At 61.7% G+C, this 25,192-nt stretch carries 23 protein-coding genes and 1 tRNA gene; 3 read left to right on the top strand and 21 right to left on the bottom strand.

Features of this window, described 5'->3' with window-relative positions; translation table 11 throughout:
• Positions 1-38: 38 nt before the first annotated feature.
• Both ACSQ3I_RS17160 and ACSQ3I_RS17155 read right to left on the bottom strand, forming a co-directional pair.
• The gene (locus ACSQ3I_RS17160) at positions 39-341 is read right to left on the bottom strand and encodes a hypothetical protein (protein WP_436000893.1); all 303 of its coding nucleotides are present in this window, start codon (positions 339-341) and stop codon (positions 39-41) included.
• 226 nt (positions 342-567) lie between these two features.
• Positions 568-861: a hypothetical protein gene (locus ACSQ3I_RS17155; protein WP_436000891.1), complete on the bottom strand. Its 294-nt coding sequence runs from the start codon at positions 859-861 to the stop codon at positions 568-570.
• A gap of 452 nt (positions 862-1,313) precedes the next feature.
• Here ACSQ3I_RS17155 and ACSQ3I_RS17150 point away from each other — a divergent pair, with 452 nt between their 5' ends.
• On the top strand, positions 1,314-2,306 hold the full coding sequence (locus ACSQ3I_RS17150; protein ID WP_436000889.1) for a DUF4214 domain-containing protein: 993 nt from the start codon (positions 1,314-1,316) through the stop codon (positions 2,304-2,306).
• Between the two features lie 86 nt (positions 2,307-2,392).
• Here the strand turns inward: ACSQ3I_RS17150 and ACSQ3I_RS17145 are convergent, their stop codons facing one another.
• The 3 genes from ACSQ3I_RS17145 to mnmA all read right to left on the bottom strand — a co-directional run bounded on the left by ACSQ3I_RS17145 (position 2,393) and on the right by mnmA (position 5,110).
• The gene (locus ACSQ3I_RS17145) at positions 2,393-3,355 is read right to left on the bottom strand and encodes a flagellin (RefSeq protein ID WP_436000887.1); all 963 of its coding nucleotides are present in this window, start codon (positions 3,353-3,355) and stop codon (positions 2,393-2,395) included.
• A 358-nt stretch (positions 3,356-3,713) separates the two neighbouring features.
• Positions 3,714-3,790: transfer RNA gene (locus tag ACSQ3I_RS17140), tRNA-Met, on the bottom strand.
• A 123-nt stretch (positions 3,791-3,913) separates the two neighbouring features.
• Positions 3,914-5,110, bottom strand: a complete 1,197-nt coding sequence (gene mnmA / locus ACSQ3I_RS17135; RefSeq protein ID WP_436000885.1) for a tRNA 2-thiouridine(34) synthase MnmA — start codon at positions 5,108-5,110, stop codon at positions 3,914-3,916.
• A 473-nt stretch (positions 5,111-5,583) separates the two neighbouring features.
• Here mnmA and ACSQ3I_RS17130 point away from each other — a divergent pair, with 473 nt between their 5' ends.
• Together ACSQ3I_RS17130 and ACSQ3I_RS17125 are read left to right on the top strand one after the other, a co-directional pair.
• On the top strand, positions 5,584-6,336 hold the full coding sequence (locus ACSQ3I_RS17130) for an AraC family transcriptional regulator (protein ID WP_436001176.1): 753 nt from the start codon (positions 5,584-5,586) through the stop codon (positions 6,334-6,336).
• Between the two features lie 78 nt (positions 6,337-6,414).
• A complete protein-coding gene (locus ACSQ3I_RS17125) occupies positions 6,415-7,023 on the top strand; it encodes a LysE family translocator (RefSeq protein WP_436000884.1) in 609 nt (202 codons plus the stop codon).
• Between the two features lies 1 nt (position 7,024).
• On the opposite strand, the gene ACSQ3I_RS17120 is transcribed toward ACSQ3I_RS17125, so the two are convergent.
• The 16 genes from ACSQ3I_RS17120 to ybgC form a co-directional block, all read right to left on the bottom strand.
• The gene (locus ACSQ3I_RS17120) at positions 7,025-7,744 is read right to left on the bottom strand and encodes a gamma-glutamylcyclotransferase (protein WP_436000882.1); all 720 of its coding nucleotides are present in this window, start codon (positions 7,742-7,744) and stop codon (positions 7,025-7,027) included.
• 156 nt (positions 7,745-7,900) lie between these two features.
• The gene (serA, locus tag ACSQ3I_RS17115; protein ID WP_436000881.1) at positions 7,901-9,496 is read right to left on the bottom strand and encodes a phosphoglycerate dehydrogenase; all 1,596 of its coding nucleotides are present in this window, start codon (positions 9,494-9,496) and stop codon (positions 7,901-7,903) included.
• Positions 9,497-9,567: 71 nt separating this feature from the next.
• Positions 9,568-10,746, bottom strand: a complete 1,179-nt coding sequence (locus ACSQ3I_RS17110; protein ID WP_436000879.1) for a phosphoserine transaminase — start codon at positions 10,744-10,746, stop codon at positions 9,568-9,570.
• Between the two features lie 153 nt (positions 10,747-10,899).
• Positions 10,900-11,133, bottom strand: coding sequence for a hypothetical protein (locus tag ACSQ3I_RS17105; protein WP_436000877.1), 234 nt, complete (start codon positions 11,131-11,133; stop codon positions 10,900-10,902).
• 258 nt (positions 11,134-11,391) lie between these two features.
• The gene (locus ACSQ3I_RS17100) at positions 11,392-12,207 is read right to left on the bottom strand and encodes an outer membrane protein (RefSeq protein WP_436000875.1); all 816 of its coding nucleotides are present in this window, start codon (positions 12,205-12,207) and stop codon (positions 11,392-11,394) included.
• Positions 12,208-12,371: 164 nt separating this feature from the next.
• Positions 12,372-13,223, bottom strand: coding sequence for an outer membrane beta-barrel protein (locus ACSQ3I_RS17095; protein ID WP_436000873.1), 852 nt, complete (start codon positions 13,221-13,223; stop codon positions 12,372-12,374).
• A gap of 352 nt (positions 13,224-13,575) precedes the next feature.
• A complete protein-coding gene (glmM, locus tag ACSQ3I_RS17090; protein WP_436000872.1) occupies positions 13,576-14,928 on the bottom strand; it encodes a phosphoglucosamine mutase in 1,353 nt (450 codons plus the stop codon).
• A gap of 317 nt (positions 14,929-15,245) precedes the next feature.
• Positions 15,246-17,186 (bottom strand): ATP-dependent zinc metalloprotease FtsH, encoded by a 1,941-nt coding sequence (gene ftsH, locus ACSQ3I_RS17085; protein ID WP_436000870.1) that lies wholly within the window; start codon positions 17,184-17,186, stop codon positions 15,246-15,248.
• 98 nt (positions 17,187-17,284) lie between these two features.
• On the bottom strand, positions 17,285-18,631 hold the full coding sequence (tilS, locus tag ACSQ3I_RS17080) for a tRNA lysidine(34) synthetase TilS (RefSeq protein ID WP_436000869.1): 1,347 nt from the start codon (positions 18,629-18,631) through the stop codon (positions 17,285-17,287).
• A 16-nt stretch (positions 18,632-18,647) separates the two neighbouring features.
• Positions 18,648-19,604 carry a tol-pal system protein YbgF gene (ybgF, locus tag ACSQ3I_RS17075; RefSeq protein WP_436000867.1) on the bottom strand — a complete coding sequence of 319 codons (957 nt, stop codon included), beginning with the start codon at positions 19,602-19,604 and terminating at the stop codon, positions 18,648-18,650.
• Positions 19,605-19,838: 234 nt separating this feature from the next.
• Entirely contained in the window at positions 19,839-20,381 is a 543-nt protein-coding gene (pal, locus tag ACSQ3I_RS17070) for a peptidoglycan-associated lipoprotein Pal (RefSeq protein WP_436000865.1), read from the bottom strand.
• A 206-nt stretch (positions 20,382-20,587) separates the two neighbouring features.
• Positions 20,588-21,895, bottom strand: a complete 1,308-nt coding sequence (tolB, locus tag ACSQ3I_RS17065; protein ID WP_436000863.1) for a Tol-Pal system beta propeller repeat protein TolB — start codon at positions 21,893-21,895, stop codon at positions 20,588-20,590.
• A gap of 17 nt (positions 21,896-21,912) precedes the next feature.
• Positions 21,913-23,076 (bottom strand): hypothetical protein, encoded by a 1,164-nt coding sequence (locus ACSQ3I_RS17060; RefSeq protein ID WP_436000862.1) that lies wholly within the window; start codon positions 23,074-23,076, stop codon positions 21,913-21,915.
• 10 nt (positions 23,077-23,086) lie between these two features.
• Positions 23,087-23,542 (bottom strand): protein TolR, encoded by a 456-nt coding sequence (gene tolR / locus ACSQ3I_RS17055; protein WP_436000860.1) that lies wholly within the window; start codon positions 23,540-23,542, stop codon positions 23,087-23,089.
• Positions 23,543-23,564: 22 nt separating this feature from the next.
• Positions 23,565-24,284, bottom strand: coding sequence for a protein TolQ (tolQ, locus tag ACSQ3I_RS17050; RefSeq protein ID WP_436000858.1), 720 nt, complete (start codon positions 24,282-24,284; stop codon positions 23,565-23,567).
• 390 nt (positions 24,285-24,674) lie between these two features.
• Positions 24,675-25,130: a tol-pal system-associated acyl-CoA thioesterase gene (gene ybgC, locus ACSQ3I_RS17045; protein ID WP_436000856.1), complete on the bottom strand. Its 456-nt coding sequence runs from the start codon at positions 25,128-25,130 to the stop codon at positions 24,675-24,677.
• Positions 25,131-25,192 lie beyond the last annotated feature (62 nt).

Raw genomic sequence — 25,192 nt, 5'->3', positions numbered from 1 at the left:
TTCGCTTTTGACGGGCTCACGCCGTCCGAGGCCTCAGCTCAATCGAAGTAGAAGCCGAATGACGCACCGTTGCGGTGACGGCGGTGATGGCGATATTCGCGATAGCCGTAGTCGTCATCCCAGTACTCGCGACGATGATGGTGGCGGCGCCAATGCTTGCGATGCTCCCAGCGGGACCATTCGCGGTCACGACGGTGATGGCGGCGATGGTATACCTGCTCGACCGTCGAGGTCATCTCCGGCTTGGTGGTCAGCACCGGCGCAGCGGTGGCTTCGAAGGAAGTCAGGGAGATCGCTGCAAGAATAAAGGCACCGAGGGTCTTTTGTATCAAACGCGTCATGGAAGTCCTCCTTTGTTCGATGACGCTAAAGTGCGCCCCGGCAGGTGAACCGTGGATGAACTGGTGGGGGGTGGAACCACGCCTGGCCATCACCGTGTGACACAGCGCACATCGATGAACGGCAGCCATTTACGACAGATATCGCGGAGGAACGCCCAAGCGTTCTCCTGACTGCATCGAAACGTCGCCGCAGGATGGAGATTGTCACGGCTATCGCTGGGGGCGCCTATCGGTCGGCGAAGATCCGCACTGGATAGGCTTCACGCCCTTCGAAGAAGCCGAGCCGATAAAGACAAGCCCGCAAGGCGGTATCGTAGAGCAGGCTTTCAGGATCGAGCGAGCCGCGCGGCAGGCTGCCTGCCTCACATTCGCAATGGGCGAGAGCACGCGCGAATTTCCGCTCCAGATCAGGGCGCGCCTCCAGCGGCACGCCGCCATAGAGGTAATGGCCGGATGACGCCGATGCTGCCGAGGCGCAAGCGGTTCCGATAATTGCTGCCAACACGAATTTCGCGATCATGACCCCTCCCATACCGGCGATTGCCCGGTATGTGATGCTACACGATGCCGGAATGCAACGCCATGGCGACATTGCTCTGGAGGTTCGAACAACCCGGGCAGGAAGAACGTCTCCTCGATAGCCTGATGGAGAAAGACCTTGAGGACATATCTGCTGCTCTTCATAGCTGGTCTGGCCGCCCTCGGTGGCTGCCAGTCAAACCACGTATGCGCGTTGGAAGGCCGCCACGCATTCGAAGAGACGGTCGCCCGCAAAAATCACCGGCCGGCCGAAGCACGGTGCACCACCTGGGGCAACCTCACCGAATGCAATGAACCGCAAGAGAGCGGACGACTGGATGCGAGAGAGGCCGAAGCGCAGGCTATCAGGGCCTGCCGCAGACGTCTGTGATGCCTGCATCTGGACAAGCCGCCTGCCTGTCGGCATCCTGCCGCGCAAACGTGGAGACGAAAATGGCTGTTGTCTATTCTTCCAGCTCGATCGATATGGCCGAGCCCGGCACCATCGCCGGGGAAATCACGGCCGCTGCGGCCGACGGCATCGTCTTTACCGATGGCGCCTACCAGTATGTCTTCTCCGGGTTCGGCTTCACATACTCCGCGGACAGCATCACCGGCGGCACGGTCACCGATTACACGCTCGTCCACAACGGCACGGCAGTGGGCGGCATATCGCAAGTCAACGTCCCGGCGACCGTAACCGTCCAGCTTATCCTCCAGGGTGAGTTCGCGACATGGCTTGCCGTCGCACTGGCAGGCGATGATACCATCGCCGGCTCCGACCAGGACGACCGCCTCGTCGGTTACGAAGGCAACGATGCCATCGGCGGCGGCACCGGCAACGACCACATCTACGGTTATCTCGGCGCCGATGTCCTCGATGGTGGCCTTGGCTCCAACTATCTCGACGGCGGCGACGGGCTCGATTTTGCCGTCTACACCCAGACCCGGAGCACCTATACGACAGCGAAGGCTGGCGAAACGCTTCAGGTCACCTCCAAGGACGGTCAGGTGAAAGACGAACTCGACAATGTCGAGCGTCTTCACTTCTCCGACGGCGTGCTGGCATTCGATCTCGCCGGCAACGCCGGGCAGGCCTACCGCGTCTATCAGGCGGCCTTCGACCGCACCCCCGATACCGGCGGCCTCTCCTATTGGATCAAGGCGATGGACGGGGGAACATCGCTGATCGACGTTGCCGCGGGTTTCGTCGGCTCCGCCGAGTTCGCCTCGGTCTATGGCGCCAATCCGTCCAATCTCGATTTCATCGACAAGCTTTACGAAAACGTGCTCGGGCGAGACGGCGAAGCCGGTGGGATTTCCTACTGGGTCGGCCAACTCGACGCGGGAGTATCGCGCCAGCAGGTGTTGGCCGGTTTCGCCGAAAGCGCCGAAAACGTCGCCGGCGTCGCCCCAGCCATCGCCGACGGCATCTGGTACGTCTGAGGCTGCGATTAGGATACGGACATCAAGAAAAAACCACGGCCGCTCAAGGGCCGTGGTCTTCAAAAAGCCTATCGTTTGGACGGCCCTCAACGGAAGAGATCGAGGGTGGCTTTCGACTGATTGTTGATGATGTTCAGGCCGATGGTCTGAAGCTGCTGCTGTACCGCCAGCGACCGCTGCTTGACTACGCTCTCCTCCATATCGGCATCAACCAACCGGCCGATGCCGCGCTGGACCGTGGCCTGAAGGTCTCGCAGAAACTCGGTGTTGGCCGAGATCCGGCTTGCGGTTGCGCCCAGCTTGGCACTGCCGTCCGTCAGCGACGACAGCATCGAATTCGTGGCCGAAATCATGCCGTCCAGTTCATCATTCGTGGTCGCGTCGGAAATCTCGATTTCACTGGCAGTTGCCGGGGCGGGTGTCGCCGAGCCGGTGTCGAGCAGGTAATATTCGTATGCGCTGCCATTGCTGGTCGTGCCGGAATAGGCCTTGGTCAGCATGCCGTCGGCAGCATCGTTTTCGCTTGTCAGCGTCGTCGCTGCCGTGTCGAACTCGATCGTATTGACCGACGTCGTGCCATCCTCACCCGTGGAGACGGAGGCGACCAGCGACTTGACGCCCGGCGTCGCACCGGCGCCGGCATTCAGCCAGTTCTCGCCGCTGAAAGAGGTCGATTGCGAGATGGTGACCAGTTGTTCCTTGAGCTGGGTGATCTCGGAATTGATGGCATTCTTGTCGACGCCCGACGACCGCGCCAGGACAAGCTTCGCCTGGATCTCGGAGACGATGCCGGCGGCGGCCTCCATGCCGAGAGCGGCGGTATCGGTGGTGGCGGCAGCAAGGCCGGAGGCATCCTCCGCGGAAGAAAGCGCCATGCCGTTGGATTGCATCGCCTTGGCAATCGACCAATAGGCAGCATTGTCGGATGCCTCGTTGACGTCGCGGCCGGAAGCAATACGGATCGTGTTGCGCTCCAGCGCCTTGCTCGATCCGGTTAGCAACGACAGCGCCGATGCCGCCGTCGCATTGTTGAGAGAAGTGCTGGACATGGAAATGTTACTCGCACAGGAGAGACAATGGGAATGCAGCTCAGGCGATGACAACTGGCCTCATGCCGCTCCCCGCGCCCCGACATGGACGCATTCACCACCTCTGCTCAGCATGCCCGAGCGAGATTTCGGAAATCTTTGACGAAATATTAAGATTTTAACGAATGGCAGATTTTCCCCCGGCATTCTGCTCGACCGGCAGTTTTCGGCAGCTGCCGTCACCGGCAAGCCCCACGGAACTGACAACGAAGGCCGGTCTGGACGCGTTTGCTGAATTTTGTGATCGACAGGATGCAGGCCCCGAAGTGGCAACGACCTGTCACTTGCTTCGAAAACATGCCAAAATCTGCAAGAGAGATGGTAGCGGGAGAGGGACTTGAACCCCCGACACGCGGATTATGATTCCGCTGCTCTAACCACCTGAGCTACCCCGCCATATCCGGGCCGAAAGAGGCGTTTTGCGCCCGGCCCGTTTGGATGTGCGGCTTATAGAATCCCCGAACCTAAAGTGTCAAGCGCCTGATTGGGGAAAACTTTCCGGCCTTGTGCGATTGGCTTTCATGCCGCCACGGGCGTTGCGAGCACGGCGCGCAACGAGGCCTCCGCATCCGCGGCGCGTTCGGAACGCTCGATGAAACCGCCACCGTAGACGCGGGCGTCCGGTCCCTCGGCCGAATAGAGAACGCAGGCCTGGCCTGGCGCCACGCCCGCCTCGCCGACGGAAAGATCGACATAGATGCCGCTGTCATCCGCGTGCAGCACAGCCGGTGCCGGCGGCCGGGTGGAACGGACCTTGGCGAAGCAGGCAAAACCTTCCGCCGCATCGCTGCCGAGCGGGCCGTCGCCCAGCCAGTTGACGTCGCGCAGATAGACGCGGTGGGTCTCCAGCGCTTCCTTCGGGCCGACGATGACGCGGCGCGAGCGGGCGTCGAGATAGACGACATAGAGCGGATCGCCGGTGGCGATACCGATGCCGCGGCGCTGGCCGATGGTGTAGTGCAGGATACCGTCGTGGCGACCAAGCACGCGACCGTCGAGATGGACGATATCGCCGGCCAGCGCTGCATTCGGCTTCAGCTTGGCGACGATATCGGAATATTTGCCCTGCGGCACGAAACAGATGTCCTGGCTGTCCGCCTTCTTGGCGACGACGAGACCCATGTCTTCGGCAAGCGCCCGGGTTTCCGCCTTGGAGAGATGGCCGAGCGGGAAACGCAGGTAGTCGATCTGTTCCTGCGTCGTGGCGAACAGGAAATAGCTCTGGTCGCGATCGGAATCGATTGGCCGGTAAAGGCTGCGGCGATTGGGCAGGCCGGGACCGGGATTGGGCCGCGAGCGGATATAGTGGCCGGTCGCCAGCGCATCGGCGCCGAGTTCCCGCGCCGTCGCCAAGAGATCGGCGAACTTGACGGTCTGGTTGCAGGCAACACAGGGGATCGGCGTTTCGCCGGCGACATAACTTTCGGCGAAGGGATTGATCACCGTTTCGCGGAAGCGGGCTTCGTAATCGAGCACGTAATGGGGAATGCCCAGCGTTTCGCAGACGCGGCGCGCATCGTCGATATCCTGCCCGGCACAACAGGAACCCGCACGGTGCACGGCGGCGCCATGATCGTAAAGCTGGAGCGTGATGCCCAGCACATCGTAGCCTTCGCGCTTCAGCACGCCGGCGACCACCGAGCTGTCAACGCCACCCGACATGGCGACAACAATACGCGTGTCTTCGGGCTTCTTGTCAAAATCGAGCGTATTCACGGGCTTCCCGCCAATCTTCAAGCGCGGCACATGTGATGAGAACGAGGCGACACCGCAGTCAGCCCTGAGAGCACTTCCGCTTTTCACCGAAACGCGACAATGCTCTATCTCTTTGTTTGTACGCAACTCCGGATGCAAAACCGCTCCGCACTTCTGCCGAAGTTGCTCTAAAACCATAATCCGACAGTGCCGGACATGGCAAGAATTGCCGCCGATATAGAAAGGAATGCCTTGCGTTTCAAGGGTGGAAAGCAGTTGCGGTTCACCCTCGCCTCCCTGTTTGCCTACGGACAAAGCCGAAACCACATGGTTGGACGTGAGCGCCGGCTGCGCGGGGTTCAATTCCTGCAAGCGATATTGCATCCACCGCGGCAAGCGGCAATGATAGGCAAACTGCGGATGGGGCGGTAAAGCCGTTGGCACGAAGCGCGAAAAACCAGTTCCAGGCCCTGCCCTGCCGCCTGCCGGGCGTGATGGCGGTCGCGGCGGAAAGCGATCATCGCTTCCCCCGCCATACGCACCAAGAGTTCGGCATCGGCGTCATTGTCCGCGGGGCGCAGGCATCGCTCAGCGGCCGCGGCCAGGTGGAAGCGGGCGCCGGCGACATGATCACCGTCAATCCGGGCGAGGTGCATGACGGAATGCCCATCGGCGATTCCGGACGCGGCTGGCGCATGCTGTATTTCGATCCCGCCCTGATGGCTGCGACGGTCAACGAGCTGACGGAGGGCGCCAGCGGCGCCTGCGAATTTTCCCGGCCGGTGATCACCGACAGAATGGCCGCCACCGGCTTTCAAACACTCTACCAGGCGCTGACGGCAGCGGATGCAGACGTGCTGGGCGCCCAGCAGGCGATGCTGCTGCTTTTGTCCGCCATGGTCGAGCGTAAAGAGGATGCCGATACCGGGCATCAGCCCGGCGTGCGAAAAGTCCGGCAAAGGATCGACGACGATCCGTCGGGCGCGCCGACCCTTGCCGAACTGGCCGATATCGCCCAGGTCAGCCAGTTCCGGCTCATCCGCGCCTTTGCGCGGGCGACGGGCCTGACGCCACATGCCTATCTGCTGCAGCGACGCGTCGATCTTGCCCGCCGCCTGATCCTGTCCGGCAATACGCTTGCCGATACCGCTTTCGCGTGCGGCTTTGCGGACCAGAGCCATCTGACACGCCACTTCGGACGGCTCTACGGCATCTCGCCCGCCGCCTTTGCGCGGGCGGCGTCATAAGCAGCGCCTGCAATTTCCTTCAAGACGCGGCTGGCACGCGCAGGTTCTGCTGAGGCTCCCCCAACCCCCGGAGCCCTCATGTCCACCGACTATATCCTGACCTCAATCATCGTCATTCTCCTGCCCGGAACCGGCGTGCTCTACACGCTCGCCTTCGGCCTCGGCAAAGGCGTCCGCGCCAGCCTGTTGGCCGCGCTGGGTTGCACGCTTGGCATCGTGCCGCATATCGCTGCCAGCATCGCCGGGCTGGCCGCCATCCTGCATGCCAGTGCGCTGGCTTTCCAGCTGATCAAATATCTCGGCGTCGCCTACCTGTTTTGCATGGCTTGGGCCGTGCTGCGCGACGGCGGCGGCCTGGAACTGTCGCAACGAAGCGGCGAGACCCCGGCCGGCAGGATCATCGCCACCGGCTTCCTGCTCAATATCCTCAATCCGAAACTGTCGATCTTCTTTCTTGCCTTCCTGCCGCAATTCGTTCCGGCCGGCACGACCGGAACCACGGCCGCCATGCTGGAACTCGCCCTCGTCTTCATGGCACTCACCTTCGTGATCTTTGCCGGCTACGGCCTCTTCGCCGCCGCGGCTCGCCGCTACGTCATCACACGGCCGAAGGTACTCTTGTGGCTGCGGCGCGGCTTTGCCCTGTCCTTCGGACTGCTCGGCGCCAAACTCGCGGTGTCGAATTGAATCAGGCGTTTTCGGCAACGAGAACCCTGCCCGGATGGATCGCCCGAATTTCCTCGGCCACCAGCGCCTGCAATTGCCAGAGATTGCGATCATGGATGCCGAACGCTTCCAGATGGGTGACGGTGTTGTAGAGATATTCGGCGCAGGAACCGATATGGCCGCAGGCGCGCGCCAGAACCTGCGCCACCTCCGGCAGCGGTTGCCGTCGCCGGATCCCCTGGCCGGCCATGCCCACCCAGAAACCGAGCGCCAGCTTCGGTCCCTGCTCGGTGCGCACCGGCAGCCAGCGGACGGAGGCAACGCTCTCATGATCGTCGATCTCGCGTCGCAGCAACCGCTCGATCTGCGCCAGGCGGTTGCCTTCGGGCAAGCGATAGATCACCCCGTCGCACTGGCCGCCCCGTTCCAGCGCCATCATCAGCCCCGGCTGTTGCGGCGAACCGCGCCAGCGCCGCAATTCCAGGCAGAAGGAACGATGCCAGCCGAACGCCGTCGCCCGCACTTTCTCCACCGCCTCGAATTCCGGTTTCCAGATCAGCGATCCGTAGGCGAACACCCAAAGCGGCCCTCCGTCACCGGCAGCGTCCACCCGCTCGGCGATCATGCCGTATTCGCCTTCCCCGATGGACGTCCAGCTGGGATCGGGGCCAGGATCGACCTCGTGACGAAAACACAATTGCACAAGCTCCGGCGTCAGTGCCATGACCCGCGATTGCGACATGAGAGACCCCTGATGGATGTTTTGCGCCAGCAAAAAGAGTGCGCGGCGCAAACCGCCCTGTCAATCGCCGGCACGAGAATGCGCGTGCTCGCAAACAAAAACCCCGGCGCGAGCGACGCGCCGGGGTTCCGAAAATTCCCTGGGAGGAAAAGGCGATCAGTCGATGTTGAAGGTCAACAGCTTGGCCTGGCGGATCGCCGGGTTGGAGCGCAGCTTGTCCAGCACCTCGTCGGTAACGACACCATCGACGTAGAGCAGTGCGATGGCATCGCCGCCCTGCTTGTCGCGGCCGAGCTGGAAGTTGGCGATGTTGACCTTGGCTTCGCCGAGCGTCGTGCCGATGAAGCCGATCATGCCGGGCACGTCGGTGTTGGAGATGTAAATCATGTGCTGACCGACATCCGCATCCATGTTGATGCCCTTGATCTGGATGAAGCGCGGCTTGCCATCCGAGAACACCGTGCCGGCGACCGAACGCGTCTGGTTGGCGGTGGTCACGGTCAGCTTGATGTAGCCGTCATAGACGCCGGTCTTGTCACGCTTGACTTCGGAGAGGATGACACCCTTTTCCTTGATCATCACCGGCGCCGAAACCATGTTAACGTCGGCGACCTGAGGGCGGATGAGGCCGGCGAGCAGCGCCGAGGTCAGCGCCTTGGTGTTCATCGTCGCGGTGGCACCATCGTAGAGGATCTCGATTTCCTTGATGGCGCTTTCCGTCACCTGGCCGACAAAGGCGCCGAGGACGTCGGCGAGCTTGATGAACGGCTTCAGGCGCGGCGCTTCGTCGGCAGTGATCGACGGCATGTTGATGGCGTTGGAGACGGCACCCTTCATCAGGTAGTCCGACATCTGCTCGGCCACCTGCAGGGCGACGTTTTCCTGCGCTTCCGTGGTCGAGGCGCCGAGATGCGGCGTGCAGACGACGTTCGGCAGGCCGAAGAGCGGGCTTTCGGTGGCGGGCTCGACTTCGAAAACGTCGAAGCCGGCGCCGGCGACGTGACCAGACTTCAGCGCTTCGGCAAGCGCCGCCTCATCGACGAGACCGCCGCGGGCGCAGTTGACGATGCGCACGCCTGGCTTGGTCTTGGCCAGCGCTTCCTTGTTGAGGATGCCGCGCGTCTTGTCGGTCATCGGCACGTGCAGGGTGATGAAATCCGCCTGGGCCAGCAACTCGTCGAGCTCGACCTTGGTGACGCCCATTTCCTGGGCGCGTTCAGCAGACAGGAAGGGATCGTAGGCCAGCACGTTCATGCGCAGGCCAAGGGCACGCGAGCAGACGATCGAGCCGATATTGCCGGCGCCGATGACGCCAAGCGTCTTGCCGGTGATTTCGACACCCATGAACTTCGACTTTTCCCACTTGCCGGCCTGCGTCGAGCTATCGGCCGCCGGAAGCTGGCGGGCAACCGCGAACATCAGCGCGATGGCGTGTTCGGCTGTCGTAATCGAGTTGCCGAACGGCGTGTTCATGACGATGATGCCGCGGCGCGATGCGGCCGGGATATCGACATTGTCGACACCGATGCCGGCGCGGCCAATGACCTTGAGGTTGGTGGCGCTGGCGATCAGCTTTTCCGTCGCCTTGGTGGCGGAGCGGATGGCAAGACCATCATAATTGCCGATGATTTCGGCGAGCTTGTCCTTGTCCTTGCCGAGCTTCGGCTGGAAGTCCACCTCTACGCCGCGATCGCGAAAAATCTGGACGGCAGTTTCCGACAGTTCGTCGGATACGAGAACGCGCGGTGCCATGAAGGCCTCCTGAAAATTTGTCAACGATGGAAGAATGGGGCTTCGCCTTGCGGGCGAAGCCGACGCAACAATCAGGCCGCAGCCTGGGAAAGTGCTGCCTTCTGGGTCTCGAAGGCCCAGGAAAGCCAAGGCATAAGCGCCTGCATGTCAGCCGTCTCGATGGTCGCACCGGCCCAGATGCGCAGGCCCGACGGGGCATCGCGATAGGCGCCGATATCGAAGGCGACGCCTTCCTTTTCGAGCAGAGCAACGACGGCCTTGGCAAAATCGGCCTGGCCGGCGGCATCGAGTGCCGTGACCTGCTCGTCAACGATCTTCAAGCACACCGAGGTGTTGGAGCGCGTCGCTGGGTCGGCGGCAAGATTGGTGATCCAGTCGTTCTTGGCGACGAAATCATGGATGACCTGGGCATTGGCGTCGGCACGGGCAAACAGCGCCTTGAGGCCGCCGATCGACTTCGACCAGGTGAGCGCATCGATGTAGTCCTCGACGCAGAGCATCGACGGCGTGTTGATGGTTTCGCCGGTGAAGATGCCTTCGATCAGCTTGCCGCCCTTGGTCATGCGGAAGATCTTCGGCAGCGGCCAGGCCGGGTCATAGCTTTCCAGCCGCTCGACGGCGCGCGGCGAAAGGATGAGCATGCCATGCGCGCCCTCGCCGCCCAGCACCTTCTGCCAGGAGAAGGTGACGACGTCGAGCTTGGAAAAATCCATGTCCTGGGCGAAAGCCGACGACGTGGCGTCGCAGATCGTCAGGCCCTTGCGGTCGGCCGGGATGAAATCGGCGTTCGGGACGCGGACGCCAGAGGTGGTGCCGTTCCAGGTGAAGACCACGTCGCGGTCGAAATCCACCTTGGAGAAATCGGGGAGCAGGCCGTAATCGGCGGTAAACTTGCGGACATCAGGGAGCTTCAGCTCCTTCACGACGTCGGAAACCCAGCCCGAACCGAAACTTTCCCACGCGACCATGTCGACGCCGCGGGCGCCGAGCAGCGACCAGAGCGCCATTTCGACGGCGCCGGTATCCGAAGCCGGCACGATGCCGATGCGGTAATCCGCAGGCACGTTCAAAACCTCACGGGTGAGGTCGATCGCCAGCTTGAGTTTGTTCTTGCCGATTTTTGCGCGGTGGGAGCGGCCGAGTGCTGCATCTTGCAGGGCTGTCAGCGACCAACCGGGGCGCTTCGAGCAGGGGCCAGAAGAGAAGTGGGTATTGCCCGGACGGAGGTCCGGCTTCGTCAACGTCGTCATTGGCTATCCTTCCAGATAGAAGCCTCTCGTTAGGGAGAGGTGTCCTGACGCCGTTGCTATAGAGATGAGCCGTCACAGTCAAGTCGGCAAAGTCGCAAAAAGGAAAATTTTTTGGCGGACTGCGACATGGGTTTTGCCGCAGCCCGCCCCTTTTCAGTTTGAGACGGCGTCATTTCCGGCCTTGGTCGAGCCGTAATCCGCCACCCGCAATGGCACGACGTTGTCCTTCACCCGGACATGCTGCTGGATCTTGCCCTGCACCGTACGGATTTCCGCCAGCGCATGGGTCAGCGGGGCGATCAGCGCCTCGCATTCCGGCTGCTCCGTGGCGATCTGCAACGCCGTCTGTATGTGACTATAGGCATAGATGCACTGTCGCATGATCATCGCGAATCACCTCCTGCAGCGGACGTTACAGCGACCGAGAAACAGTTGCAGGCGAAAGCGGCCCGAGGACAATTCTGCGAGAAACCAAGGTTAATCAGGCCCTAACAACAGCCGGAACCGCCCCGTCCGGGCAAAATTTCCGGAAGGTTTATTTCTGAAATATCAACAACTTGCCGGGCAGCAACAAGAACCGCGCCAGCCGTGATTCGTTTCGGAACGGGATCTTGGCCGTGCGCAGGCCGACAAGACGGGCCAGGGCTACCAGAGGCTGATGCGCAAGCCGGCGCGGATCTCATGGCGCGAGAAACCGTCGTCATCGCCACGAATGCGGCCGCCACCGTCCAGCGCCGCGCCGAACATGTCGCCGCCGGCGATATCGCTGTAGCGATAGCCAACGTCGAGCTTGATCCGTTCGCTGACATCATAAGAAACACCGGCCATCAGCGCATAGGTGAAACGCCAGCTGTTGCGGCCATCGTAACGGCCGGAGCCGCCACCGACGCAGTTGACCTCGCCATCGGCGCAATAGGCCGTCGTGGAAACACCGCCCCAGCGAAGCTGCGTCGCGCCGACGCCGGCGCCGATATAGGGCGTCAGGCCGACGACCGTGCCGAGGTCGACATACCCATTGGCCAGGATGCCGACGCCGCGATAGATCGCGCTGCTTCTCGAGCCGCAGGCCGCAGCCGCCGCACCGGCAACGCAGGGACCGCCGAAATCCGTGTTGCTGTTGAACCGGTCGCGGAAAGTCTCCGCCGTCACATCGGCACGGAACATGTCGTTGAACTGGTAACCGACACCCAGGCCGTAAGAGACCGGATGGGAGAAACGGCTATCGTCGAAACCGCCCCGTCCCGTAGCCGCGCCACCCGCGTCGTAGACGGTGTAATCGGCCCCCTCGTCGCCGGTCCAGCCGGTGTAACCGACATCGCCGCGCAGATACCAGCCGGCCGCCGTCGCGGTCGTGGTGATTTCGGGAGCGAACAGATCCGGCACCTCGTCGGCTGCACGCGCGCCGTCGCCGAGGCCGAAGGTCAGAAGCGCCGCTGTGAGAAATGCGCAGGACCGGATCATCGCAGCTATCCCGTTTTAAAATTAGAACTGCATTAACTATGATCCTGTTCGGTTAACGACCCGTTAAGCATGTTCCTTAAGCTTTGCGAAACACGCGCGCCGACGCGAAAAAGCCGCCCGGAGGAGATCCGGACGGCTTTTTTTTAAATGTATATGGCAGTCGATTACTTGTAGACCGGCTGCTGCAGCGGAATGTCCGCCGGCGGGATATAGGCCTGCTCGGCGCAACCGTTGAAGATGTAGCGCATGCCGACACGGCCTTCATGCGAGGTGAAGCCCTTGTCGTAGCCCGGGCCGCCGTTCGAGGCGTAACCGAACATCTTGCCGCCATCGACGTGGCGGAAACGGTAGCCGACATCGGCCTTGATGTTGCAGGTGACGTCGACCGAAGCACCGGCCATCAGGGCGTAGGTGAAGCGCCAGCTGCCCTTGCCGCCATGCTCGACCGTGCCATCGCAGTTCGTCGGATCGCTGTCGGAGCACGACGTGTTCTTCAGCTTGTTCCACTTCACGTAGGTACCACCGATACCGGCACCGACGTAAGGCGTGACCGAACCCCAGGTACCGACATCGACATAGGCGTTTGCGAGCAGGCTGAATGCCGTCAGCGAGGCAACGTCCTTCGAGGTGCAGGCCACGACGCAGGCACCGAAATCCGATCCGCCGCCGCTGGTCGAGCCGTTGAACTTCGAGCGGAACATGTAATCGAACGTCAAGTCGGTGCGCAGGTAGCGATTGACCTGATAACCGACACCGGCGCCGAGCGTGAAGGCGTCGCGCAAGGATGCGTGATCGAAATCGCGCTCATAGCTGTTCGAGCCCTGGAAGTACTTGGCACCACGCAGGTGGTTGAACGAGTAGCCGGCATCGCCGCGCAGATACCAACCGCTGGCTTCCACCACGGTCACCGGCGGCTCTTCGATCGGCTGTATCGGCTCGGGCTGATAAAGATCAGCCGCGAAGGCAGAGGTACTCACGAGTAAGACGGCGAATGCGCCGAACACGCTCATCTTCATAGCTTCAACTCCAGGTCCGTTTGTCATTGGCGGGGTCGAAACCGGCCAATATTTCCAATTCGTTATGGATAATGAAGCGTAAAGGTTAAAAGCCGATTAAAAGATCTCACCGAAGGCTTCGAGTTGCTAACGAAGCTGGTTAAAAATACGCAGCGAATACTGATTGACGAAAGATGAACGGGAAATCCAACCGTCCATGCGCGGACGCCAGAGCATCTCCGCATTTCTCTGAAACGCGAAAACACTCTATCGCCTTGTTTCTACGCAATTCCGGACGCAAAACCGCTCCGCACTTTTGCTGGAATTGCTCTCAACGGACGGCCTTTCGGGCCGCCCGTCGTGGATATCGTTCTCAGGCAGCCGTCCGCACGTTGGCGATGACGCCGACGAGATCGTTGACGATGCGCTCGATCTGGCTGCGGTCGTCGCCTTCGGCCATGACGCGGATCAGCGGCTCGGTTCCGGACGGGCGGATGACGAGGCGGCCGGAGCGGGCCAGTTCGCTTTCGGCATCGGCGATCGCCTGCTTGACGATGCTGTCCTCCAGCGGCTTGCCGCCGGAAATGCGGACGTTGCGCAGCAGCTGCGGCACCGGCTCGAAGCGCCGGCACACTTCGCTCACCGTCTTGCCGGAGCGCTTGACGCAGGCAAGGATCTGCAGGGCGGCGACAAGGCCGTCACCGGTGGTGCCGAAATCCGAGAGCACGATATGGCCGGATTGCTCGCCGCCGACGTTGAAATTGTTCTGGCGCATGTGCTCGACGACATAGCGGTCGCCGACCTTGGTGCGTGCCAGCGTCAGGCCCTTGCCGTCGAGGAAACGTTCGAGCCCGAGGTTGGACATGACGGTGGCGACGATGCCGCCGCCCTTGAGGATCTGGTCGTCGGCCCAGCTTTCGGCCACCACGGCCATCAGCTGATCACCGTCGACGATCGTGCCGGTTTCATCGACGATGATCACCCGGTCGGCATCGCCGTCCAGCGCGATGCCGATGTCGGCGCGCACTTCGTGCAGCTTCTTCTGCAGTGCTGCCGGATGGGTCGAGCCGCAATCGAGGTTGATGTTGGTGCCGTTCGGCGTATCGCCGATGGTGACGACGTCGGCGCCGAGTTCCCACAACACGGCGGGAGCGACCTTGTAGGCGGCCCCGTTGGCGCAGTCGATTGCTACCCGCAGGCCTTTCAGCGTCACGTCGCGCGGCAGGGTACGCTTGGCGAATTCGATGTAGCGGTCATGGACGCCGTCGATCCGTTTCGCCCGGCCGATGTCGTCGGACTTGGCAAGCTGGCCGGACAGATCCTTCTCGAGCAGATCCTCGATCTGCATCTCGATTTCGTCAGACAACTTGTAACCATCCGGACCGAACAGCTTGATGCCATTGTCCTCATAAGGATTATGCGAAGCGGAAATCATCACGCCGATATCGCAGCGCAGCGAGCGGGTGAGCATGGCGACGGCAGGCGTCGGGATCGGGCCGAGAACGAAGGCATCGACGCCGGCTGCGGTAAAACCCGCCACCATGGCGTTTTCGAGCATGTAGCCGGAAAGGCGCGTGTCCTTGCCGATCACCACGCGGTGGCGATGGGTGCCGCGGCGAAAGATCGTGCCGACGGCGATGCCGACCCGCATGGCGAGATCGGGCGTCATCGGGAGCGTGTTGGATTGTCCGCGAATACCGTCGGTGCCAAAATAGCGACGCTTCATAGTCTACCCTCGAAATGGGGCGCACCTGCATCGGGTGCGCCGGTTGTGGGCGCATGGGCGCCATCGACAACAACGGTGTCTGGCGCCGGCACGGCTTCCATGCGTCTGTGAGCGGCGGAAAATGCATGCATTCCGCCTGTTATCGGCGCTGTCATGCCACAAAGCGCGAGCATCGGCACGTCAAATAACGTCAATATCCATTACATCGCGTTACTTATCGCAAGCTGGCCGCGGCGCGGGTATCCCGCCCAGAGCCGGACAAAACAAAACCGCCCGGCCTAAGGGACCGGGCGGCTTTCAGAACGATGCGATGCGTATCAGTGCGGCTGCGGTTCGAAACCGCCTTCGGGTTCATCGCCCTTGGCGACCGGTCCGTCCTTCTTGGCGCCGGCCTTCGGCACGGCCGAACCGCGGCTGGTCGGGGAATCGTCGCCAAGATCGCGTTGCGGCTTCTCTCCGCGGATGAGCGCCTTGATCTCTTCGCCCGAAAGCGTTTCGTATTCCAAGAGGCCTTCGGCAAGAATCACGAACTCGTCGTGTTTCTCGGTGAGAATACGCCGGGCTTCCTTATAGGCCTCATCGATCAGGCGACGGACTTCATTGTCGATCTTCTGGGCCGTCGCTTCCGAAACGTTCTTGCTCTGCGATACGGAGTGACCGAGGAAGACTTCCTGCTGGTTTTCACCGTAGGCGACCTGGCCGAGTTCGTCGGAGAAGCCCCACTGGGTCACCATGGCGCGCGCCAGCTTGGTGGCCTGCTCGATATCCGACGAAGCACCGGAGGTGATGTTTTCCTTACCGAAGGTCAATTCTTCGGCAACGCGGCCGCCCATCATGATGACCAGGCGCGACACCATCCACTTGTAGCTCATCGAATAGCGGTCGCCTTCCGGCAACTGCATGACCATGCCGAGCGCCCGGCCACGCGGGATGATCGTCGCCTTGTGCAGCGGATCGGCCACCGGCACGTTGAGCGCAGTGATCGCATGGCCGGCCTCGTGGTAGGCGGTCAGCTTCTTTTCGGCTTCGGTCATGGCGGAGTTGCGGCGTTCCGCACCCATCATGATCTTGTCCTTGGCGTCCTCGAATTCCTGCATGGTGACGACGCGCTTGTTGCGCCGCGCCGCCGTCAGGGCCGCTTCGTTGACGAGGTTCATCAGGTCGGCACCGGAAAAACCGGGCGTGCCGCGGGCCAGCACCTTGAGGTCGACATTCGGCGCCAGCGGCACGTTGCGCACATGCACCTTGAGGATACGTTCGCGGCCGACGATGTCGGGGTTCGGCACCACGACCTGGCGGTCGAAACGGCCGGGACGCAACAGCGCCGGGTCGAGAACGTCCGGACGGTTGGTGGCGGCGATCAGGATGATGCCCTCGTTCGCCTCGAAACCGTCCATCTCGACCAGCAGCTGGTTGAGGGTCTGTTCGCGTTCGTCGTTACCGCCGCCGAGACCGGCGCCACGATGGCGGCCGACGGCATCGATTTCGTCGATGAAGATGATGCAGGGTGCGTTCTTCTTCGCCTGCTCGAACATGTCGCGCACGCGGCTGGCACCGACACCGACGAACATTTCGACGAAGTCCGAACCGGAAATGGTGAAGAACGGCACATTGGCTTCGCCGGCGACAGAGCGCGCCAGCAGCGTCTTACCCGTGCCCGGAGGACCGACGAGCAGCACGCCGCGCGGAATGCGGCCGCCAAGGCGCTGGAATTTCTGCGGGTCGCGCAGGAACTCGACGATTTCTTCCAGATCCTGCTTGGCTTCGTCGACACCGGCGACGTCGTCAAAGGTGACGCGGCCATGCGCTTCCGTCAAAAGCTTCGCCTTCGACTTGCCGAAACCCATGGCGCCGCGCGAACCACCCTGCATCTGGCGCATGAAGAACAGCCAGACACCAAGGATCAGCAGCATCGGCAACAGCGTGCCGAGATAGCTCAGGAAGCCTGACGAACCGTCGGTTTCCGGACGCGCGACGATGGTCACGCCCTTGTTCTGCAGGCGATCCATCAGCGAGTCGTCGATGACGGGCGAATAGGTCTGGAAGGTCGTGCCGTTCTCGACATAGCTGCCGATGACACGGTTGCCGGTCACCGTCACATCACGGACGCGGCCTGAATCGACCTCGCGAATGAACTGCGAATAGGGAATTTCTCGTGAACCCGATTGCGTCGGCGCCGTCTGGAACATGCTGAAGAGTGCGATCAACAGCAGGGCTATGATGGCCCACAAGGCGATATTTCGAAAATTTGGGTTCATTGAACTCCCCGGAACCTGAATCGTCCACCTGATGCGCAGGCACAGGACTTGCCTATAACATAGGGTTGCGGCCCGTTATTGCCAAGGCAAACTGCAAGTCAACATGCGTTTTCCGTCAACAAGTCGTGAAACGGTAACGCATATTCACCGCGACCAAGACGAAGCGCCAGGACATTTGCCAGTTTACGGTCAAACAATGGCAAAAAACGGTCGTAGGCGCCGAGAAAAACTTCCGCCTCGATCAAGCCGCCGCCTCCCCCCGCCGAAAGCGGAAACGCAATGTTTCCAGTACGAACCAGCGGCAGCGCCACGGAGGCGCGCCTTGCCACGGCGGGCGGCAGGCCGGCGAAGAGATGCCGGTCTGCGCCCTGCCCGGCGCTTTCGATGAGCAGCGCTTCGCCGCTGCCGTTGCGAATACGGAAACGATCGTCCCAGATCGCTTCACCGCCGGATTCGATGCGCAGCGGCAAAATATCGCGGCTCTCGCGTGTCATATGCAGGCTGTCGCGCCGGAGATCGAAAACCACCCGGCCGGCGGTCATCCTTGCTGCATCCCCGCCGTCGAGCATGGCCAGGAGCCGATCCATGGGCTCCAGCGCCAGACCATGCGCCCGGCCGCCGATGGCTGCTGCGACGGCATTGAGGGCGTAGCGGCGGGTTTGCCGGTCGGTGCAGGCAAGCGCCTCGCGGCTCAGACTGGCAACCACGGATGCCGTGACACTCAGGTGCCGCTCAAGAAAGGCCGCCGCCGCTTGCGACAAGGCTGTCCGGGATTGCAGGCCACGGTCGGAAAAAACCTGTTCCCCATCCGCGGCAAGGGAAGCGCGGATGCGGGCGCGTTCATAGGCCGGGTCGATATTCGAGGGATCGTCGATCCAGCCGATGCCGGCGGCGTCCAACGCCGTGCGGATATCGGCGCGACGGCAGGCCAGCAAGGGTCGCAGCAGCCAGTGGCGGCGCAGCAGCAACACTGCGGATGCCATGCCGGAAAGACCGGAATTGACCGGCGAAGCGTTGCGGGCCGCCCGCATCGCCACGGTTTCCGCCTGGTCGTCGGCGGTGTGGGCGGAGAGGATGGCGCTTGCCCCAAACTCGTCTGCGGCTTCACAGAGAAGCTGGTAACGCGCCTGCCGCGCGGCAGCGGACAGGCCGTGCGCCGGCTTGTCATCGCGCCAAACCTTGGTGACATGCGCAATCCCGAGACGGGCGCATAACACAGCGACCTGACGTGCTTCCGAGGCGGAGGCGGCGCGCAGGCGATGATCGACGGTGGCGGCGGAAAGGGAAATATGCGGATAAAGGCCGGACTGCAGCGCGCCATGAAGCAGCACGAGGAGGCCGGTGGAATCACTGCCGCCGGAAATGGCGACAAGCAGATGTGCGGGCTTGCGAATGGCGTTCAGCAGGGCGTCGATCGGAGCCTGCGGCGTTTGATAGTCGGACAATGTCAGCCGGCCGCAATCAGCAGCTCAGACGCTTCTGCTCCGAGGCGACCTTGTTGATCACCGCGCGGGATGCCTTGGGATAACGCTTGCTGACTTCTCGCAGCGTGGCGCAAGCCGTATCGCGGTTGTCGAGTGCTGCCAGCGACATGCCGAGCTTCAGCAGCATTTCCGGCGCCTTCGGCGACTTGCCATAGGTCTGGTGGGCATTCAGGAAGGTCTTAGCCGATTCGTTGTATTTGCCCTGCGAATAGAGGGCCTCGCCCAGCCAGAAATTGGCGTCGGCGATCTTGGCGCTGGACGGATACTGGTTGATGTAGCTCTGGAATTCCTGTTCGGCCAGGCTGTAATCGCCGGAAAGCACATGGCCGTAGGCAGCCTGATAGGCCTCGGCCTCGCTGCCGAGCGACGCAGTTTCCTGCGTCGCACCGGTGCCGGTCGCGGGCGCGGTGCCCGAGCCGTTGTCGGCATTCTCGTTGATGGTGGCCCGCAGCGGATTGCCGTTGCTGTCGAGTTCGATGGAACCGAGCGTCTCCTGGGATTGCCCGGTCGCCGTGCTCGCCGTCGTGTCGTTGCCGGCGTCTGCGCCAGGGGTCGCCTGGTTCTGCTCGATGATCGTCGTCACGTCGGTTTCCGGCGTTCCGGTCGTCTCGAGCGAGCCGGTCTTCTTGCCGCTCTTCTTTTCAAGTTCCTGGAAGCGGAACTCGTTGTCTTCCTGGGTCTTGCGCTGTTGCTCCTGCATCTGGAGAAGCTGGAAGCTCATCTCCTCGATGCGGCCGTTGAGCGTGCGGATCTGCTCTTCGAGTTCCTGGATGCGGATCGTCGGATCGGCACTCTGAACGAGAATCAGAGGTTGGCGCGCATCTCCTGTTTTCACTGGTGCGTGGGGCACCAAGAGCGGCATGGAATGCGCCGTCGCCTGCAGGCCGCAAAGCGCTGCGAAACCGAGCATCCCCGCCACGACAAGTTTTTTCATGTCCTTTTGTCCTGTCATCGTGAATCGGCGCGCCTGTTCGGCGCGGTCAGGAGAGTTTTTCCAATTACCGTCAAAAAGCAACGGAGTTCGGCCAAAGTGTGGTGAAAAATACCGCCACGGCCGGCATTTCGGCCAATCGTGCCACAGCACGAGGGGCAGGCGCCATCCTCGCAACGAAAAACCCCGCCGCAGATCGCGACGGGGTTTCGAACTGGCTTCCGGTCTGCCGGAAGATTACATGCCGGCGCCGCCGAGAACGGTAACGGCACGACGGTTCTGCGACCAGCAAGAAATGTCGTCGCAAACGGCGACCGGCTTTTCCTTGCCGTAGGAGATCGTCTTCATGCGGTTCGCCGGAACGCCGCGCGAAGCGAGATACTGCTTGGTGGCGGCAGCGCGGCGTGCGCCGAGAGCCAGGTTGTATTCACGCGTACCGCGTTCGTCGGCATGGCCTTCGACGGTGATGGCATAGTTCGGGTACTGGGCAAGCCACTGCGCCTGGCGGTCGAGCGTCTGTGCCGCATCGGCACGGATCGACGTGGAGTCTGTGTCGAAGAAGATGCGGTCGCCGACGTTCACGGTGAAGTCCTGCGTCGAGCCGGGCGTGGCGGCGCCGTTGACGCCGTTGCCGTTCAGGCCGAGGTCGTTGGCATTGTTCGGCAGGTTCTTCTTGGAAGCGCAGCCGGCCAAAGCCAGGCTGAGTGCCAGGGCAAGCACGACAGGGTTGCGCGCGAGGGTCTGCATACGGCTCATAGCCACGGTGTTCATACGGCTCATAGCCACGGATCTCCTTGCAAAGTCAAATTTCAGCGTTGCCAGACTCTAACCATTTTCGGTTAACCGGCATTCAACGCGTATGGTTAATGAACCGTCAATTTTGTCCCGGAATCGTTCAGTCACAGGACTTTGCGGCAACAAAGAGGCGGGATGGAGACATCCCGCCGCAAAGCACGTTAACGTTTTGCGCTGCAACAACAGCAATCCTATTCGAGCAACGGCGACCAGGCCGGGTCGGAGGCGAAGGCCGGCGACTTGACAACCTGCTCGTTGTAGCCGGTCAGGTCGATCGAATACATCTGCGGACCGCCGGCACCGGCGTTCTGGCGGAAGAACATCAGCACGCGGCCGTTCGGCGCCCAGGTCGGGCCTTCATTGTGGAAGCCCGTCGTCAAAATGCGCTCGCCAGAACCATCGGTCTTCATCACACCGATGGAGAACTTGCCGCCCGACTGCTTGGTGAAGGCGATCAGGTCACCGCGCGGCGACCAGACCGGCGTCGAATAAGAACCGTCACCGAAGGAAATGCGGCGCTGGCCGGAGCCGTCCGCACCCATGACATATAGCTGCTGCCGGCCGCCACGGTCGCTTTCGAAGACGATCTGCGCACCATCCGGCGAATAGGAGGGCGAAGTGTCGATGGCCGCCGTCGAGGTCAGGCGCGTCGTGGTGCGCGAGCGCAAGTCCATCGTGTAGATGTTGGCGTTGCCGTCCTGCTGCAGGCTCATGATCACCCGCTGGCCGTCCGGCGAGAAGCGCGGCGAAAACGTCATGCCGGGGAAATTGCCGACGACTTCACGCTGCCCCGTTTCGAGCTGCAGCAGATAGACGCGCGGCTGGTTGCCCTCGAAGGACATGTAGGTGATTTCCTGGCGGTTCGGCGAAAAACGCGGCGTCAGGACGATGTCGTTGGAATTGGTCAGCATGCGGACGTTGAAGCCGTCCTGGTCCATGATGGCGAGCTGGCGCTTGCGGGCCGTCTTCGGGCCGCTTTCGGACACGAAGACGACGCGGGTGTCGAAATAACCATCTTCGCCGGTGATCTGCTTGTAGATCGCATCGGCGATGATGTGGGCGACACGGCGCCAGTTTTCCGGCTGGGTGTAGAACTGCTGGCCGGTCAGCTGCTTGCCGGCAAACGTATCCCACAGGCGGAATTCGGCGCGCAGGCGGCCATCACCTTCCTGGGTGACGCGGCCGGTCACCAGCGCCTGGGCGTTGATGACCTTCCAGTCCTCAAAACGCGGCGCCTGGTCCGGATTGCCGATCTTTTCGATGAACGCCGTCTTGCTGATCGGCGCAAACAGGCCCGAGCGCTTCAGGTCGGCAGCGATGACCGCCGAAACCTGCGCACCGAGGTCGTTGCCGGACACGAAATCGGTCACTGCAATCGGCAGCGGCTCGACATTGCCCTTGTTGATATTGATCTCGACGACCGCTCCGGCCGGCGCGGCAAAACCTGCCAGCATGCCCGCCAGGAGGACGAGGAGACGAATCATGGAACACTTCATCATCTTTGGCCTTTCAGCACTTATAGCAATTCGCTGGGGTCGAAGTTCACGACGACTTCGCTCCAGGCGTCATATTTGTCGCGCGGCAGGTTCTTGAACGGGCGCGACTTCATGATGGCGCGCATGGCACTGGCTTCCAGCGTGCGCCGCGCCGTTTCCGAACCGCCCGAGGCGGTCACTTCCGGATCGCCGATGATGTCGCCGGTCTCGTCGAGCTTCATCGTCACGCGGATCACGACACCGTCGGCGCCTTCGATCCCGGCAATCACCGACCAGTTGTTCTCGATCTGGCCGCGCAAGGCGTCCATCTCGCTCTGGCTGAGCTTGGAGCCGCCAGTGGTCTTCTTGGTTCCGAGCGCCGCCGTCTCGATCGAGCGCTTCGCACCCGTCGACTTGGCATCGGTCTTGTTCAGAAGATTGGCAATGTCGTCGGCATTAAAATCGCTTTCCTTGGAGGATTTCGATTTCGCCGTCTCCTGCTTCTTCTTGTCTTCCTTGCTCTTGTCCTCGGAATTCTTGTTCGCCGTCTCGGTCTTCTTCTTTTCGACCGGCTTTTCCTCCGCCTTCTTGGTCTCGGGCGTCGGCTTTTCTTCGGCGGTCTTTTTCTCTTCCGGCTTCTTTTCCTGCAAAGGCTTGGCGACGGGCACCGGCACGTTTTCCGGCAGAGCTTCCTCTGCGGTTTCGGTCGGTGTCGGCTCCGGCGTCGTTTCGGCCTTCACTTCTGGCTTCGGATCAGGCTTGACCTCTTTTTCGGGTTCGGTCTTCAGCGCCACTTCCTGGCTGGCGGCGGCTTCCTGTTCCTGCTGGATTTCCTTGATTTCGTTGGCGACGTCGTCCTGCTGCGGCAGGACCTTCTCCACCTTTTCCGGCGCCGCCGCCGTCTCGACATTCGAGGGCTTGGTGATCGGCACCGGGGCAGATTTCAGGTCGACATCGTTGTCGCCGGCATTTTCGGCATTCTCGACGGTCGAGGGTTTTGTGGTCGGAATAGGCGCAGCCTTCTCCTTCATCTCGGCCTTCTCGTCACCCTGTTGTGTCTGGGTGATCGATTCGACCGGAATGATATCGACAGGCAACGCTTCGACATCGGCCACTTCAAACGAGGCCGGGGCGCCGATGGAAACCAGCGCCACGACCAGAAGAAGGCCGTGCAGAATACCTGATGCGACAACACTACCCTTCATAGCGTCCCGTTCACTTACTCTGTTCTTGCAACGTGACCAAACCCATATTCTTGAAGCCCGCTGACGAGATACGAGCCATGACCTGCGCCACCGTGCCGTAGTTCGCATTGGCATCGCCGCGGACGTAGATACGTTCGTTGTAACCCGTCGTGGCAATCGCCTCGAGCTTCGGCACGACTTCTTCGAGGGTGATCTTGGTTTCCTGCAGATAGATTTCACCGGCAGGATTGACCGAGACCGTGATCGGCTGCGTATCCGAGTTCATCGGCTTCGCCTGCGTTTCCGGCAGGTCGATCGGCACGCCGACCGTCATCATCGGTGCTGCCACCATGAAGATGATGAGCAACACCAGCATGACGTCGACCAGCGGCGTGACGTTGATTTCACTGACCGGACCGCCGTGGCCACCACCGCGACGGCGACGTTTGCCGCCCGAGCCACCCTGTCCGCCTAGATTCATACCCATGAGCTAAACTCCCGCCGGCCGATCACTGTGCTGCCGCGCGAGGCTGCAACTTCTCATCGATCTGGCGCGAAAGAATGGCAGAAAACTCGTCCGCGAAACCTTCCATGCGCGCCGACAGCTTGCCGGCGTCGCCGGAGAACTTGTTGTAGGCGATAACCGCCGGGATAGCGGCAACCAGGCCGATTGCGGTGGCAAGAAGCGCTTCGGCAATACCGGGTGCGACAACCGCGAGGTTGGTCGACTTGGAACCGGCAATAGCCTGGAACGAGGTCATGATGCCGATAACCGTACCGAACAGACCGACGAACGGACCGGCAGAGCCGATGGTGGCAAGCGACGAAAGCCGCGCCGTCAGATGTTCGGCTTCACGCGCCAGCGTCACGTCCATGGCGCGGTCGATACGCATCTGCAGGCCGATCGGCGAACGGGCGCCGCGCTCGAAGCTCTTCTTCCATTCGCGCATCGCCGACACGAAGATCGCGCCGAGGCCGGTGTTCTGGCGTTCCGAAAGCGTGCGATACAGTTCTTCAAGCGACTGGCCGGACCAGAAAACCTGTTCGAACTGGTCGAATTGGCGCCGCGCACGCCCAAAGCTGATGTATTTGTCGATAACGATCGCCCAGGTCCAAACCGATGCGCCGATCAGGCCGATCATGACCAGCTTGACGATAAGACCTGCCTGCATGAAGAGTGCCCAGAGGCTGACGTCGTGCGTCGCGGCTTCCAATGCAACCTGTTCCATAGATGTACAATCCCCGAATCCAAACGCCCGGTGCGTGACCGGGCGGTTCCAAAGTAATCCTGCAAGAAAGCCCCGGCGGCCACCGCTGGACACCCTGTCAAGCGAAACGTTCCAGCCTGCCTTCTTGCTGTCAAATTTGGTTAAAGGAAGGCGTGCAGCGCACAACGTCCTTTGAATTCCAGTAAGACACCATTATGGTTAAAAGAGTGTTAGTCTCTTAGCCGCCCGCCTCTGGCGAGACGGACTTACAGCGGGCGTGGGCGAAGGGCGTAAAGGGTTGCGAGCGGCGCTCCTGTCAGAGCTTTGTCTTGCACCACGAAAACTTTACTTTCACGGTTTAGTTTATTTTGCAAGTGCTCAATAGCCATGCGGCCATGCGAAAAACGCTTTTCAGCCTTGCGCCGGAGCGCCGTTAAACTGCGCGGCCAAGCCTTCCGGCAAACGCCGCGGCCGCCCTTTTGCGTTGATGACGGCGATGATGACCCTTGCCGCGATCAGCAGCGTTTCGCCGCGGCGGATTTCCTGCACCAGGATCATTTTCGCGCCACCGGCCTTTTCCGTCCGCGTCAGGACCGTCACCACATCGTCCATGCGGGCCGGGCTCTTGAAGTCGATTTCCATGCGGTGGACGACAAAAACCAGCCCTTCTTCATCCACCGTCACCAGCCGGCTCTGCTCGACGCCGAGGCACCGCAGGTAATCGGTACGGCCGCGCTCCAGGAAATGCAGGTAGCGGGCATGATAGACGAGACCGGAAAAATCCGTGTCCTCGTAATAGACGCGCTGCACCAGCCGGTGGCCGTTTTCCGTCAGTTCGCCGGCGAGGAAGGAGGGAATGTCGGTCATGGTCGTCGTCCTTGTCGAATTTCAACCTCTCTGTGGAGCAGCCTCCGCAGATTGGCAAGCAC

Source organism: Rhizobium sp. LjRoot30, from assembly GCF_964253915.1.
Lineage (GTDB): Bacteria > Pseudomonadota > Alphaproteobacteria > Rhizobiales > Rhizobiaceae > Metarhizobium.
The sequence above is the reverse complement of the archived record's forward strand: the minus strand, read 5'-3'. Positions and strand labels throughout refer to the sequence as shown.

Coding starts and splice junctions, on each gene's coding strand:
- ACSQ3I_RS17160 (WP_436000893.1), bottom strand. CDS start 341: ATGACGCGTTTGATACAAAAGACCCTCGGTGCCTTTATTCTTGCAGCG.
- ACSQ3I_RS17155 (WP_436000891.1), bottom strand. CDS start 861: ATGATCGCGAAATTCGTGTTGGCAGCAATTATCGGAACCGCTTGCGCC.
- ACSQ3I_RS17150 (WP_436000889.1), top strand. CDS start 1,314: ATGGCTGTTGTCTATTCTTCCAGCTCGATCGATATGGCCGAGCCCGGC.
- ACSQ3I_RS17145 (WP_436000887.1), bottom strand. CDS start 3,355: ATGTCCAGCACTTCTCTCAACAATGCGACGGCGGCATCGGCGCTGTCG.
- ACSQ3I_RS17130 (WP_436001176.1), top strand. CDS start 5,584: ATGGCGGTCGCGGCGGAAAGCGATCATCGCTTCCCCCGCCATACGCAC.
- ACSQ3I_RS17125 (WP_436000884.1), top strand. CDS start 6,415: ATGTCCACCGACTATATCCTGACCTCAATCATCGTCATTCTCCTGCCC.
- ACSQ3I_RS17120 (WP_436000882.1), bottom strand. CDS start 7,744: ATGTCGCAATCGCGGGTCATGGCACTGACGCCGGAGCTTGTGCAATTG.
- serA (WP_436000881.1), bottom strand. CDS start 9,496: ATGGCACCGCGCGTTCTCGTATCCGACGAACTGTCGGAAACTGCCGTC.
- ACSQ3I_RS17110 (WP_436000879.1), bottom strand. CDS start 10,746: ATGACGACGTTGACGAAGCCGGACCTCCGTCCGGGCAATACCCACTTC.
- ACSQ3I_RS17105 (WP_436000877.1), bottom strand. CDS start 11,133: ATGATCATGCGACAGTGCATCTATGCCTATAGTCACATACAGACGGCG.
- ACSQ3I_RS17100 (WP_436000875.1), bottom strand. CDS start 12,207: ATGATCCGGTCCTGCGCATTTCTCACAGCGGCGCTTCTGACCTTCGGC.
- ACSQ3I_RS17095 (WP_436000873.1), bottom strand. CDS start 13,223: ATGAAGATGAGCGTGTTCGGCGCATTCGCCGTCTTACTCGTGAGTACC.
- glmM (WP_436000872.1), bottom strand. CDS start 14,928: ATGAAGCGTCGCTATTTTGGCACCGACGGTATTCGCGGACAATCCAAC.
- ftsH (WP_436000870.1), bottom strand. CDS start 17,186: ATGAACCCAAATTTTCGAAATATCGCCTTGTGGGCCATCATAGCCCTG.
- ybgF (WP_436000867.1), bottom strand. CDS start 19,604: ATGAAAAAACTTGTCGTGGCGGGGATGCTCGGTTTCGCAGCGCTTTGC.
- pal (WP_436000865.1), bottom strand. CDS start 20,381: ATGAGCCGTATGAACACCGTGGCTATGAGCCGTATGCAGACCCTCGCG.
- tolB (WP_436000863.1), bottom strand. CDS start 21,895: ATGATGAAGTGTTCCATGATTCGTCTCCTCGTCCTCCTGGCGGGCATG.
- ACSQ3I_RS17060 (WP_436000862.1), bottom strand. CDS start 23,076: ATGAAGGGTAGTGTTGTCGCATCAGGTATTCTGCACGGCCTTCTTCTG.
- tolR (WP_436000860.1), bottom strand. CDS start 23,542: ATGGGTATGAATCTAGGCGGACAGGGTGGCTCGGGCGGCAAACGTCGC.
- tolQ (WP_436000858.1), bottom strand. CDS start 24,284: ATGGAACAGGTTGCATTGGAAGCCGCGACGCACGACGTCAGCCTCTGG.
- ybgC (WP_436000856.1), bottom strand. CDS start 25,130: ATGACCGACATTCCCTCCTTCCTCGCCGGCGAACTGACGGAAAACGGC.